The 14,202-nt window shown below is 38.0% G+C and carries 11 protein-coding genes; 9 read left to right on the top strand and 2 right to left on the bottom strand.

Annotated elements, in window-relative coordinates; translation table 11 throughout:
- Positions 1-61: 61 nt before the first annotated feature.
- Positions 62-871, bottom strand: a complete 810-nt coding sequence (locus J2X31_RS05890) for an SRPBCC family protein (RefSeq protein WP_310025197.1) — start codon at positions 869-871, stop codon at positions 62-64.
- Positions 872-1,245: 374 nt separating this feature from the next.
- Between J2X31_RS05890 and J2X31_RS05885 the strand changes: the two genes are divergently transcribed.
- The 3 genes from J2X31_RS05885 to J2X31_RS05875 all read left to right on the top strand — a co-directional run bounded on the left by J2X31_RS05885 (position 1,246) and on the right by J2X31_RS05875 (position 2,518).
- A complete protein-coding gene (locus J2X31_RS05885; protein WP_310025195.1) occupies positions 1,246-1,494 on the top strand; it encodes a DUF6364 family protein in 249 nt (82 codons plus the stop codon).
- Positions 1,491-1,916: a type II toxin-antitoxin system VapC family toxin gene (locus J2X31_RS05880; protein ID WP_310025194.1), complete on the top strand. Its 426-nt coding sequence runs from the start codon at positions 1,491-1,493 to the stop codon at positions 1,914-1,916. Before J2X31_RS05885 ends, J2X31_RS05880 begins: the two co-directional genes overlap by 4 nt.
- A gap of 152 nt (positions 1,917-2,068) precedes the next feature.
- Entirely contained in the window at positions 2,069-2,518 is a 450-nt protein-coding gene (locus J2X31_RS05875) for an SRPBCC family protein (protein ID WP_310025192.1), read from the top strand.
- A 207-nt stretch (positions 2,519-2,725) separates the two neighbouring features.
- Here the strand turns inward: J2X31_RS05875 and susR are convergent, their stop codons facing one another.
- A complete protein-coding gene (susR, locus tag J2X31_RS05870) occupies positions 2,726-4,324 on the bottom strand; it encodes a SusR family glycan utilization regulator (RefSeq protein ID WP_310025191.1) in 1,599 nt (532 codons plus the stop codon).
- Positions 4,325-4,697: 373 nt separating this feature from the next.
- Between susR and J2X31_RS05865 the strand changes: the two genes are divergently transcribed.
- The 6 genes from J2X31_RS05865 (at position 4,698) to J2X31_RS05840 (ending at position 14,146) form a co-directional block, all read left to right on the top strand.
- Positions 4,698-5,219: a DUF5004 domain-containing protein gene (locus J2X31_RS05865; protein WP_310025190.1), complete on the top strand. Its 522-nt coding sequence runs from the start codon at positions 4,698-4,700 to the stop codon at positions 5,217-5,219.
- A gap of 4 nt (positions 5,220-5,223) precedes the next feature.
- Positions 5,224-6,306, top strand: a complete 1,083-nt coding sequence (locus J2X31_RS05860) for a hypothetical protein (protein WP_310025188.1) — start codon at positions 5,224-5,226, stop codon at positions 6,304-6,306.
- 30 nt (positions 6,307-6,336) lie between these two features.
- Positions 6,337-9,264, top strand: a complete 2,928-nt coding sequence (locus J2X31_RS05855) for a SusC/RagA family TonB-linked outer membrane protein (RefSeq protein WP_310025186.1) — start codon at positions 6,337-6,339, stop codon at positions 9,262-9,264.
- Positions 9,265-9,291: 27 nt separating this feature from the next.
- Complete coding sequence (locus J2X31_RS05850) at positions 9,292-10,803, top strand: RagB/SusD family nutrient uptake outer membrane protein (protein WP_310025185.1); 1,512 nt, start codon at positions 9,292-9,294, stop codon at positions 10,801-10,803.
- A 73-nt stretch (positions 10,804-10,876) separates the two neighbouring features.
- Positions 10,877-12,115 (top strand): glycoside hydrolase family 99 protein, encoded by a 1,239-nt coding sequence (locus J2X31_RS05845; RefSeq protein ID WP_310025184.1) that lies wholly within the window; start codon positions 10,877-10,879, stop codon positions 12,113-12,115.
- 15 nt (positions 12,116-12,130) lie between these two features.
- Positions 12,131-14,146 (top strand): glycoside hydrolase family 97 protein, encoded by a 2,016-nt coding sequence (locus tag J2X31_RS05840; protein WP_310025183.1) that lies wholly within the window; start codon positions 12,131-12,133, stop codon positions 14,144-14,146.
- Positions 14,147-14,202 lie beyond the last annotated feature (56 nt).

Below are 14,202 nucleotides of genomic sequence, written 5' to 3'. Positions count from 1 at the left end.
CGAAACTTAAATATTGCTACTTATGATCCGATGTCTTTCCAACTTGGGGTTCTTCAATATGTTATATCGTTTTTTCGATTTTACCTGTCTCCAAAAAAGCTTTCAGATTCTCTATATCGCTATTCACCATTTTTTCAAAAAGCGGATTAAGTAATTTAGCACCTGCTTCTCCGGCAACTCCTAGTGGAGCATGATAGGAAATAGTTACGTCCAAATCTGTACCGCCAATTCCGTTTTCCTTAAACAATACTTTACCAGCATTGTCAATGGTTGATTCAGGAAGCGAATGCCAGCTCAACATTTTGCCTCTTTCGTCCATTAGGATATTAGCATCCCAGCTCAATCGGCCAATTCCACCCGGACCTTTGGCTGTCCAATGCGAAGTAACATTATCCTTTTCAACAACGGTTTCTAGGTGTTGCATAAATTTCGGAAGGTTTTCGAGGTTTCTCCAAAAATCATACACTTCATTCACAGGTCGGTCAATGGTTACGGATGTTCGGATATTCACATTTGAGCTTTTTAAGCTTTTGTTTTTATCAACTGCGTCATAAACGGGACAATAGCCACCAATTCCTCGTGCAAGCATAGTACCTCCAGCAATACTTTGTGCTACGCTTTTGTTTTTTCCCGAAAGTCCGTTGTAGAGCAAATAGCCTCCGGCAACAACCATCAGGATTCTTTCAATCGTACTCACATTGGCCTTCACCCCTGGAATGAGACTATTGGGAGGACAATCGCTGTTCAAAATTTTAGAGCATTCTTCTTCAGAATAAGTGGCATAACGGTTCGGATCGGTTCCGCTTGCATCCCTTTTAGAAAAATTCCTAGTTTCGGGAGTTGTGTTTGGGTCTGTTGTTAAAGTACTCATAGCAAATTCTTTTTAAGTTTGTTCAATTTGGGTTTATAAGGTCATATACAAATTTATCCTTTAATAGCCTCGAAATGATTACAGTAAATGGGGATTTTGTTGCAAGATTACAATGAGGGAGCTTAAATTTTAGACTTTAGATTTCAGATTTCAGATTTTTGGGTGTGGAATTGTACCCGAACTAAAAAGTTGCTTATTCGGATTTGAAAATTATTCACTCGGATAGGAAAGTTGTTCATTCTAACCGAACTGGTGGATACACGGAGAAGAAAGTTGGATACAAGAATTGAAAAAAAGCTTTTAAATACGTGTATAAATTTTAAAATATACACGTGTGATAATTTTTCTTATATTTGTTTTCAAATTAAATTACCATGAATACAAAGCTGACTTTGACAATAGAACAAGAACTTATACAGAAAGCAAAGGAATATGCAAAGCAAAAAAATCGCAGTCTTTCAGATATTATTGAGAATTATCTAAAACTAATAACCAAGGAAGAAAAGAAAGAAAGTGTATCACTATCGCCTGTTGTAAAATCATTGAAAGGTTCGTTCAAGATGCCTGCTGATTTTGATTATAAAAAAGAATTAAGAGACAGACTTGAAAAAAAATATTTATGATCGATCATGTCCTTATTGATACCGATGTAATTCTCGATTTCTTTTTTGATAGAGATCCTTTTGCTCAATATGCTTCAGAAGTATTGGTGCTTTGTGAAAACAATACGATAAAGGGATTTACTACACCAGTAATAATATCTAATGTTTATTATCTTTTAAAAAAAACATCAAAGCACGAAATCATTATTGAAAAGCTAAAACAACTTTTATCTATTTTAGACATTATCCAAGTAGATAAAAATACAATCCTCGATTCTTTAAATTCAAATTTCAAAGACTTTGAAGATGCCTTACAAAATTTTTCTGCAGTCAATAATGGTTCAATCAGTATTATTGTGACACGGAATATAAAAGATTTTCAAAATAGTGAACTAGCTGTTTTTAGTCCTGAAATGTATTTGGAGCAGAGAAATAGTCGTTAAAATAATTCTTCATTTCCATACTTCAAGGTTTTGTAAATCAAAGACCAATAGCCCAAAATCCCCCTTTCATTTGTCCTATTTACACACAAATTTCTGCAGGATTAGTCTCTAAATTTGAATTCATAAATTAATCAAAAAATAAGTTTCAAGTTATGGGAAATTACAATTCAAGTAGTACAATCAATACTACAGCAACTCAACTGTTCAAAGCCTTGACTCAAGAAATTCCACTTTGGTGGACCGAGATGTTTGAAGGAAGTGCAAGCGAAGTTGGAAACTCGTTTACGGTTCGTTTCGGAGAAAACGTATTTAAAACTATACGTATTGAAGAGTTGGTTTCCAATTCAAAAGTGGTTTGGCATATAGAAGATTCATTGATCAATATTCCAGAATTAAACAATCAAAAAGAATGGATTGGAACCACGATTGTTTGGAAAATAGAAGAGAAAGGTAACGATGTTGCTCTGAAACTTACCCATATTGGACTTGACCATGAAATTGAATGCTATGAAATTTGCTCAAACGGCTGGCAACAATTCACAGGCAGTTTAAAAGCGTATTTGGAAACAGGTTCAGGAGCTCCTTATAAAATCAATGAATAGCTGAAATAAATAGGTAAGGTATTGAGGCTCAAAATCCCCCTTTAGTTTGTCTTGTTTGCACAGGAATTTCTAAATTTTTTGTTTTTAAATTTGAGACATCAATCATCAATTGAAAAACGGATTTTAAAAATTGCCCAAACATTCAGACATAAATTGCACTAATTCTCACGAAATCATTTGTGAGAATTCGTGCAATTCGTGTTTAAATTAGATAGTTTTTATCGCCATAATTTTTTCTTCAAAAACCTCCTTATGATCCGATTTGCTTTTGATTCTGGTTTTATACGTATAAATAGTCGTCACCGATAATTCCAAGAAATCGGCAATTTGGTTGCTGTCTTGAATTCCGAGACGGTAAAGTGCAAAAATGCGTAATTCTGTGTTCAAAAGTTCTCCTTTCTTGATGATGCTTCTATGATCGGGTGGAAACAAGGCATTAAAATCCGAAACAAATGTTGGGAACAGTTTCAAAAAAATATCATCAAATTGATGAAAAAGGTTTTCACGTTCCTTGTTTACGTTATAACGGTTTAAATTGGATATGATTTCATCGGTTTTTTTGGCAATCACTTTCTGGATGGTACTTTTCTGGATGTGATCAATCTTATTGATAAGGTCGGAAGTAGCCTTGATAAAATAAGCAATATATTCTTCCTTGATGGTATTGGCTTCCGTCAGGCTGATGTTCATTTCCTGCAACTTGCTGTAGGAATCGGCCATTACTTTTCGGGAAGCATTCCGCTCTTTCAATTGCTTGAAGATGATTACCAAAAACAAAACGATAATAAGAGCCAAAACGGTCAAAAGTATCACGATTTTTTCAAGCATATCATTTTTGTCCTTCACTTTGTTGAGCTGTGCCTTTTCGATAATCGGTAGGATGGAGGAGATTTCAATCTTTCGATGTCTTGCATCATAAAAAGTCGCATCGTCCATTGCGAGGTTGATGTAGCGGTTGGCTTCTTCGAGATGACCTTTCTTGAAGAGTTCGTTTGCTAGATTTCGCAAGGCAACGGTTTCTTTTGTGGCATTTTTTACATCTGCAATCGCGGCCAAAGCCAAATAGTGAATTGCCTTGTCGGTCATTCCTTTTTCAGAATAAATATAACCTAGCGAAGAGGTGGCAATCCCATAATATTCAGCAGGAAGCTGAAAATTGTCAATCCAATAACTGAAGGCTTTTTCGGCACCTTTAAAGTCTTGCTGTTTGAGCTTTCGGAGGCTTTCGGTTGCCCAATATTCATTTGTATTCGGACGTATGAGTCCCAACGCTTTTTCCAAATAGAGATTCCCTTTTTGGATATAATTGATGTTGTACCGCAAATCTCTTGTATAATCGGCCAAGTCATAATAGGCCCGGGCTTTTATAGAATAATACTCAAACTGGTTTTTTGGGTCTAATTTTTCTCCGTCGATGCTACTTAAAGTATCAATAGCTTCCTTGAAAAGTCCAGACGAAAGCAACACAAAACCTTCCTTGATTCTGCTTTTCGAAATCAACTGTTGATTTTTTAAATGAAAAGCCTTTGATTTTGCTTCTTCCAAATAATAATAGGCCGAATCATATTTGAACGATTTGTATTCGTCGAACAAAGACATATAAGAACTGTAAAGGTTCTTGTCGTCTTGGCTAACGGTAAACTTGTGGACGTTTTTCTTCAGAAGGTTAATCCGGGCATATTTTTTCTTAACGTAGGTGTTTTTATCCAAAAGAACCTTATCCAAATCCTTCAATAAAGGATCCAAATTTTGTCCTGCAATCGTAAATGTGCTTATAAGAAAAAGGAATACAAGAAATCTATGCATTGGGTTGTTTAGGTTAGAGCATCAAAAATATTCAATTTTTTTAGATGTGTTTTTGATTGGTTAAATATAATGTAATTTTTTCATTTTGATAATAATCAGTTCAACTACTGGCATTATCTAAAAAAAAGAGCGGCTAAATTTTCCATATTCCTATAAAATTATGCATTTTAGAACTTGATTTATCTAAATATCGTCTTGATTTTTAAAATCACTACAACGTTGTAATGGATTGAAAACAAAGAGATTGTTTCAGTAAACTATCTAAATTTATCTTGATTTTTTGCCAATATTTTTTTTTAGTTTTTTTTAACAGCTAGCTTCGTGAAATCGTTTTCGTAGAATTAATGATTAACTAACTAACACTACAAAATTTATGAAATGTAAAATTATTTATGGGTTGGCTATCGTTTGTTTGCTTGCTTTTGGGTGCAGCAAAATTGACGATGGCAGTCACGTAGGTCCAATTACCCTTTACGAAAAAGTAAACGGAAAATGGGGCCTGATGAATTTAAAGATGGTTGATGAAGTTGCAAAAAAAGCAGCTATTTCTCCAAGCGAGCAAAACATAAGCTCGATGTTTAATTATGCCGATTTTAAAATCAGTTTTAATGTTGATGAAAAAAACGAACCTACAACTTATGAAGTTTTGGGAGATGTTCCGCCATTATTTGCTCCATCGGGTTATTGGGAACTGAGTACGGCTTTTCAGCCAACTGGTCAAACGCCTCTGATGATTTATTTGTATAGCGATGCACAAAAAACGCAAAAAACAGATGAATTAAGGTTGAGTTCAGTTCCGGGAAGCAACGGCGAAATGGAAATCCAACTCAACAGGACTTCTGAAGGAACTCCATTCGTGTCCTATATCTTCAGATTAACAGCAATTAACGAATAAGAATATGAAAAAAATTATACAAACCATTTTATTTGCCTTGCTATTGGTTCCGAACTTTATTCAGGGTCAAACGCAAGAAGCAGGAGATGTTGGAGCGATGTGGTCGTATCCAGTAGTCTATAAATATGATGAACAAGTTACTTGGTATTTTGATTTGTCTTCTACGACATTTCAGGCAGAAAGCGATGTCTATCTTTGGATGTGGTCGCCATCTGAACCGGATGCTGGAAACTGGGAAAACTCTTCGGAATTTGCAAAATTAAACTACGAAGGGAATTTAGTTTGGAGTATGACCCTTACGCCAACTTTATACTTCAATAGGACTCCTGCCGAAATTGCTTCGAGTGCTGGTTTCTGGTTCCGTCTAAAAAACAAAACAGGAACAATGCAATCGGGTGTTGCACAAGTAGCCTACACGGATTTTTCTTCTTTTTATACAGCAAACGAATTGATCCGTTCGTATCCTACAGCTCCAACTTTGGATAAAGGAATCAGTATCTTGTTCAATGCCAATCTACAGCCGGGTTTTGAAAATGCCACAAGTGTTCACATGCACAGCGGTTTGAACAACTGGGACATCAAGCAAGAATACCAATCTTGGTTGCCGGAAATCGTAGAAAAAACCAAACTTAAAAATCTAGGAAACGGTTTCTATAAAATGGATTTGATTCCAAAGCAGTACTACAACGCACCAGATGGCTATGTGATGAACAATCTTGTTTTCCTTATGGTAAAAGACGATTGGGCTGGAACAACTCCAGATCAGGTTTTGAATGCTGGAGAATACATTCCGCCACCTCCACCAGAATTCCGTTTTTTCCCTTTGCAATTGAGCAAGAAAGATTTCTTGGGAATCATCAGAAAAAATAATGAACCGGGTGTGAACAAGCTTGTTTACACGATTACTGCCAATGATGTTGTACTGACGGGTGAATTTATGGGAGGAGTAGCAGAAATAAAAGGATTCGTGAATTTGGTAACGCCACTTCAAAATGTGGAAAACCTGACTTCAATCCATGTTTTGGTGAAGGATAACAACAACAATGTTATTTCTGACACGACCATTCCGTTGAAAACGGTAGATTAATAATTTCACTATCAACTAAAAACAATTCTAATGAATAGTACAAATACAAAAAATGTCCATTTCAAGTGGACAAATACTTCGTTGGTATTCATGATTTTCATGCTTTTTCTTTCTGCAGGAATATTTGCACAGGATAAAAAATTGATTTCGGGTGTCATCAACGATAATTCGAACTTGCCGTTACCAGGAGTAACCGTTGCCGAAACAGGAACGACAAACGTTTCTGTTACCGATGCCGATGGAAAATTCTCGATGCAGGTTACAACAGGAAATACGATTGAAATCTCCTATGTAGGCTTCGTGACGCAAAGTCTTCCTATCGATGCAAATACAAAAACAATAGCCATTACCTTGCAGGAAGATACTTTTATGCTTGATGCAGTTGAGCTTGTTTCTGTTGGATACGGAACGATGCGAAAATCAGATTTGACAGGTGCCATTTCAACCATCGGGGCTGATGATTTGGTGAAAGGAGCTATTTCTTCTACCGAACAAGTATTGCAAGGAAAAATTGCTGGTTTGACGATTACCCGTGGAACTGGTGATCCAAGTGGAGGTTCTTCCATCCGATTGAGAGGAGGAACATCTTTAACAGCAAGTAACAATCCTTTGATTGTTGTGGATGGAATTGCAGGTGTGGATATCAATGTCGTTCAACCAGGAGATATAAAATCGATTGATGTTTTAAAAGATGCTTCGGCAACGGCAATCTACGGTTCCAGAGGTGCAAATGGTGTAATCATCATCACAACTAAAGGAGGAACAAAAGGATTATCTGTAAACTATAATGGCTTCACAGGAGTTGGATTTGCTTCAAACCGTTTGGATTTGCTTTCGGCAGACCAATGGAGAGGTTATGTTCGCGAAAACAATATTACAGATGCGATTGATTTTGGAGGAAACACAAATTGGCAGAAGGAATTGCAGCAAAAAGCTTACACACAATCACATACTTTAAGCATCAATTCTGGAAATGAATTCAGTGGTTTGAGAACTTCTCTATCGTTCTTTAATAATGAAGGAATCATCAAAACGACTGGCCTTGAACGATTGAGTGCCAACATCAGCACCTATCAATATGTTTTGGACAAAGCCTTGAAATTTGATATGGGATTGTATGCCAACATCGACAAATGGAGTCCGTTGGATTACAGAATCTTCGAACGTGCCATCAACTTGAATCCAACCATTCCAGTTTATGGTCCAGATGGAAAATTCACTTCGGTTGGAGGAACGCTTTACGAAAATCCAGTTGAAATTTTAACCAACAGAACTGTTGACAACAAACGCCACCGACTTTTAGGATACTTTAAAACCGAAGCCAAATTGTTTAATGATTTCTTGGCGGTGGTAAATACTTCATTGGAACACAATGCCATGAAAGGAAGCACTTACAAGCCTTCTTATGCAGTTTTGGAAGGTTTGTCTGAAAGAGGATATGCCCAAAAAACCTATGGTGAATTCACAAATGCTCAAATCGAAGCTTACTTGAATTATACTAAATTATTAGGAAACCACAGTGTGAATGCAATGGTGGGTTATTCTTACCTTGAAAATATCTATGAAGGATTTGGAGCTCAAAGAAGCGGTTTTGAAACGGATCTTTTTGGATACAACAATTTAGGAGCGGGTTATAATTATCGTTTGGGAGATGTTTATTCATATAAAGGAAAATCAAATCTTGCTTCCTTCTTCGGTAGAGCAAATTATTCTTATGACGGAAAATATATGTTTACAGGTACAGTTAGACGTGATGGATCAAGCCGTTTTGGATCAAACAACAAATGGGGTGTTTTTCCATCTGCTTCTGCTGCTTGGACAATCAGTAGAGAAAGCTTCATGCAACCTACCGAAAATTGGTTGACCAACTTGAAATTCAGAGTAGGTTATGGTGTAACGGGTAACCAAGACGGAATTGGAGAATACAAATCATTATCCATTTTAGGAGTAGGCCAGGACAGTTATTATGATCCGGTTACAGGAACTTGGAGTTTGGCCTATTCGCCAACCCAGAATCCAAATCCAGATTTGAAGTGGGAATCTACGGCTCAAACCAACATCGGTATCGACTTTAGTCTTTTCAATAGAATAACAGGTTCGTTTGAATGGTATAACAAGCAAACAAAGGATTTATTGTACACCTATCAAGTGCCACAACCTCCTTATTTGGTTGGAACAATGCTTGCCAACGTTGGAGAATTGTCCAATAAAGGTATCGAGTTGACTTTGAATGCAAACATCGTTCGTGGTGATAAATTTACTTGGGATGCCAACGTAGTTTTTGCTAAAAACAAGCAGAAAATCGAAAAGCTTTCGAACCAGATTTATGAAACGGATGAAATTTTCAGCGGATCATTACATGGTCTTTCAGGAATGTCCAACCAATTTTCTCAAATCATTGCCGAAGGATATCCTGTTGGAACATTCTGGGGTTATGAGAGTCTTGGCGTTGATGAAAGCGGAGAAATCATCCTAGGAACTGAGGAAAAAGCAATCGGAGACGTTCAGCCTGACTTTACAATCGGTTTGGGAATGAATTTCAACTACGGAAATTTTGATGCTGGATTTACAGGATACGGAAGTTTCGGTCAGGAAGTTTTGAATGCAACCGATATGATGTTGTATGATTCAAACAGGCTTCCGGCTTATAACGTTGCTGATGATTACTTGACAAGTGGCATCACTTCTGCTCCAAAATTCTCAAGCTATTGGATTGAAGATGCTTCTTTCTTCCGTTTGCAAACCGTAACTTTAGGCTATACAATGCCGTTTAAGAAAGCAGGTACTAAATTGAGATTGTACGTTTTAGGAGAAAACTTGGCCGTATTCACAAAATACAGCGGAGTTGACCCAGAGATTGACCTAACAGGATTATCAAATCCTGGAATCGACAGGTTCAACAACTATCCAAGACCAACAACAATTTCGTTTGGTTTGAATTTTACCTTGGCAAATTAAGAATTGAAAAATATAAAATTTAGAAAAATGAAAATCAAAATAATAGCTGCAATTGTAATAGCAAGTACACTGTTTACCTATTCTTGTACCGATTTGGATGAAGAATTATACGACAGGGTAGAAGACGGCGACTTTGGGCAAACTCCGGGGGAAATCCAAGCCCTTGTTGGTGGTGCTTATTCTTCGTTGAGAGGTTTTGGCGATGCCATTTCAAATTCCTATCCAACTTGTGAATATGTTTTCTTTTTGAATGAAGTCGCTTCGGATGAGGCTACAATTCCAACAAGAGGAACCGACTGGTTTGATGGAGGTCAATACCAAGACGCTCAACGTCATTTATGGAATTCAGACAACCGTATGATTTTGTCTTCTTGGCGTTATTGCTACACGGGAATTGCAAAAATCAACTCGATCATCTATCAAATTGACAAATCAGGATTATCCGATGAGGCAAAAGCTCCCATTTATGCGGAGTTGAAATCCATCCGTGCCTATTACTATTATACCCTTTTGGATATGTTTGGTAATGTGCCAATTGTAACCGATTTCGAAGATCAAGGCTTGCCATCGAATTCTTCCCGTCAGCAAGTTTATGATTTTGTAGAGTCCGAATTGTTGGAAGCAGTGCCACTTTTGCCAGCGAATAAAGTATATTCTAAATTCACGCAAAGTGTTGCCTATTCGTTATTGGCACGATTGTATCTGAATTCTGAAGCTTATGTTGGAGTGCCTCGTTGGACAGAATGTATCGAAATGTGCCAGAAAGTAACAGGATATACTTTGGCACCCGATTATTTTGCAAGTTTCTTGACGGAAAATCAAACTTCTCCAGAAATTATTTTGGCGATACCTTATGATTCAGCTGCAGGAACTGTCGGAAACTATTTGTCTTCTATGAGTTGCCATTATTTACACCGATTGACGATGTCGCCAACAGGAGATTATCAATGGAGTGGAAACGGAATTTGTGCTCAACCTGGAGTTTATTCTTCTTTTGAAGATACAGACAAGAGAAAAAAATCGATGTTAGCTGGCGACCAGATCAATATGGCGACAGGAAATGTAATCATTATGGACAGTGGAGAACCATTGACTTATACCGAAGAAATTGTAAACTTTACGGATGCAAAGCAAAACGAAGGAGTGAGATTGCACAAATATGAAATGAAAGCGGGAGAAAGATGGGAACGCGACCATGACTGGGTAGTGATCCGATATGCGGAAATCCTGATGATGCAGGCCGAATGTTATGTTCGTCTTGGTTCGCCAGGTCTTGCTACTCCTTTTGTAGAGCAAATTACGCTTCGTGCAGGAACTGAAATGCCAGCTACTATAGATTTGGAATTCATTGACAAAGAATTGCTTCGCGAATTCATCTTTGAAGGAAGAAGAAGAACCGATAACATCCGTTTCGGAACATTCTTCCAACCATGGTGGGAAAAAGGAACAACTCCTGCAACAAGAGCAATTTTCCCGATTCCGGCTTCGGTTTTGAGCACCAATAACAATTTGAACCAGAATCCTGGATATCCAAATTAGATGAAAGAGTCAGCCTTCAAACTTTTGGTTAGTTTTACGAAGGCTGGCTTTTTAAACCTCTTAAATTATTAAAATGAAAAAAAATAGCACAATGATACTCGCACTTCTAATGGGAATTTTCACCCTGATGAGTTGTGAAAACGACAATAAGGATTCCAAGTTGTCTGCACAAACCTTTGAGCCGGTAGCGGTTACAAAAACCAATGAAACGAAGATATATATGCATTATATGGCTTGGTTTGAAAGCAAGGAAAGCAGCGGAAACAACACTTGGGGCTATCATTGGACAATGGCCAACAAGAACCCGGACAATGTGAATGCAAACGGAAAAAGAGAAATTGCGGCACATTATTATCCGATGATTGGACCTTACCATTCAGGTGATAAAAATGTTTTGGAAAACCATTTATTGATGATGAAATATGCCGGAGTCGATGGTCTTTTGATAGATTGGTACGGAACCTATGACGTTAACGATTACAGAATGGTAAAGGAAAATACCGATGCCCTTGTGCAAATGCTCGACAAAGTTGGTTTGGAATATGCAATTGTATATGAAGATCGTTTCCTGACCAATATCGTAAATGCAGGATTGGCAACCACAACAGTGAGTGCTGCAAAGACCGACATGGCTTTCCTGCAATCCAATTATTTTGGCGACAGCAATTACATCAAAATCAATGATAAACCTTTGTTGCTGAATTTCGGACCTATCACCTTGCAAACTCCAGACGAATGGACAAATGTTTTCAGTTCCGTAAATCCAAAGCCAACTTTCTTGACTTTATGGTATGAATCTGCAGATGCAGGAGCCAACGCTTCGGGAGAATATTCGTGGGTATATCAGGATAATTCGCACCTTTCTAATTTCTATGCCAACTCACTCCCAAATCTAGGTGTAGGAATGGGAAGTGCCTATCCGGGTTTCCGTGATTTCTATGCAGAAGGTGGAGGCGGAGAAGCCATCGGGTGGACAATCGAACACAACAACGGGGCAACTTTAGATGAAACGCTTACTTTGGCAAAAAATGCAGGTGTTGGCCATTTGCAATTGATTACTTGGAACGATTTCGGAGAAGGAACAATGATCGAACCAACTTTGGAATTTGGTTATTCGTATGTTGAAAAGGTAAAAGCTTTTGCAGGAGTTCAATCAACTGTAAATGTTTTTCCCGAAATTAGCAAATTATACGATTTGAGAATTGAATACAAAGGAAATGGCGAAATTCAGGCAAAATTAGACCGTATTTTTGGCTATTTTGTTTCAATGCAACCACAAAAAGCAGTAGAGTTACTAAACGATTTCGAATAATTAAGAACAACAATAATGATTAAATTAAATAAAAGCCTTTTACTGGTTGTTTCGCTAATGATGGCGGTTTCAACCTATGCACAGAAAACTTACAAAGTAAAATCTCCCGGAAAAATGAACGAAGTAGTGTTCGGACTCACAAAAGCAGGCGAACCTCAATACAGCTTTTCATCCAACGGAAAATCGGTTATCAAACCGTCATTATTGGGTTTTGAATTTCAGGAAAACAAAAAGATGACCGATGGTTTCAAGGTTGTAAATACCGAAAACAAATCGGCTGATGAGGTTTGGGAACAGCCTTGGGGCGAATTCAAAAAAGTGAGGGACAACCACAACGAGCTTATCGTTCATTTGCAGGAAACTGCCGGAGAAAAGCGTCTGGTTGACATCATTTTTAGGGTTTTTGATGATGGATTGGGGTTTAGATATTCTTTTCCAAAACAACCGAATTTGGATAAGGTGAAGATTTCAAACGAAATCACACAGTTTATTTTTCCGTTTGATAACGAGGTGTGGTCGATTCCGGTTCACCGCGAAAACAGCTACTACGAAAGTTTCTACAGAAAAACGCCAATGAGCAAAACTGATACCATCAACACGCCTGCCACTTTCGAAACAAAGGACAAGCTGTTTGTGGCCATCCACGAGGCAAACTTGACGGATTTTGCTTCGATGACGTTGCTGAAAACAAAAGGAAATCAATATAAAAGTGATTTGGTGCCTTGGGCAGATGGTGTAAAAGTATATGCCCAAACTCCTTTTCAAACACCTTGGAGAACGATTATCGTTGGAACAAAACCGGGCGATTTGATGGCTTCAACCTTGATGTTGAATCTGAACGAACCAAACAAGATTAAAGATGTTTCTTGGATTGAACCTTCAAAATACATCGGAATCTGGTGGGGAATGCATTTGGAAAAGTACACTTGGGGACAAGGTCCAAAACACGGAGCTACAACCGAAAACACCAAGAAATACATCGATTTTGCTTCAGAAAACGGTTTGGATGGTGTTTTGGTAGAAGGTTGGAACATAGGTTGGGATGGCGACTGGACGGCCGATGGAACTTCTTTCAGCTTCCTAAAAGCCTATCCAGATTTTGATTTGGATGAAATTACAGCCTATGCAAAAAAGAAAAACGTTCGCCTCATCGGACATCATGAAACGGCTGGAGCTTCCAAGCATTACGAAAGTCAAATGGATGAAGCCTTTAAATTATACAATTCAAAAGGTGTCAATGCCGTAAAAACAGGTTATGTAAACAAATATTTGGACAAAAAGGAATGGCATGACAGCCAATATGGGGTTCGTCATTATAGAAAAGTCATCGAAACAGCTGCGAAATATCAAATCATGATTGACAACCACGAACCTGTAAAAGGAACGGGTTTGCAAAGAACCTATCCGAACTTGATGACGCAGGAAGGTGCGAGAGGTCAGGAATACAACGCTTGGTCAGCAGATGGAGGAAATACGCCAGAACATTTGAACGTTTTGCCGTTTACACGTATGCTTTCCGGACCGTTGGATTACACGCCTGGAAATTTCAACTTTGATTACAAATTGCCTCAAGGTGCAAAAGTGCAATCTACTTTGGCCGCTCAATTGGCTTTGTATGTAGTGCTTTTTAGTCCGTTGCAGATGGCTTCGGATTTGCCAGAAAATTATGTTGGCAAGCCAGAATTCAAGTTTATAAAAGAAGTGCCTTGCATCTGGTCCGATACAAAACCGCTTGAGGCAAAAATTGGCGAATTTACTGCAATAGCTCGCAAAGATTGGAACAGCGAAAATTGGTATTTAGGAGCCATCACCAACGATAAAGCCCGCGAAATGAAAGTAGCCTTGTCTTTCTTGAATAAAGGAATTTCTTATACCGCAGAAATTTATGCAGACGGTTCAGGAGCCGATTATAAAACAAATCCCTATCCTGTAGCAATGTCAACACAAACGGTTGACAGCTCTACGGTAATGGATCTCAAATTAGCTAGTGGAGGTGGGATAGCTGTGAAGTTCACACCAGTTAGAAAATAAGCTTTGAGTTAGTTAAAGAGGGCATGTCTCGTAATGATTTCATAAGGTCGTTGCGG

The sequence above is a fragment of the Flavobacterium arsenatis genome (assembly GCF_031456785.1).
In the GTDB taxonomy this organism is placed as follows: domain Bacteria; phylum Bacteroidota; class Bacteroidia; order Flavobacteriales; family Flavobacteriaceae; genus Flavobacterium; species Flavobacterium arsenatis.
Note: the sequence above shows the minus strand (reverse complement) of the source record. Positions and strands in the feature narration are given on the sequence as shown.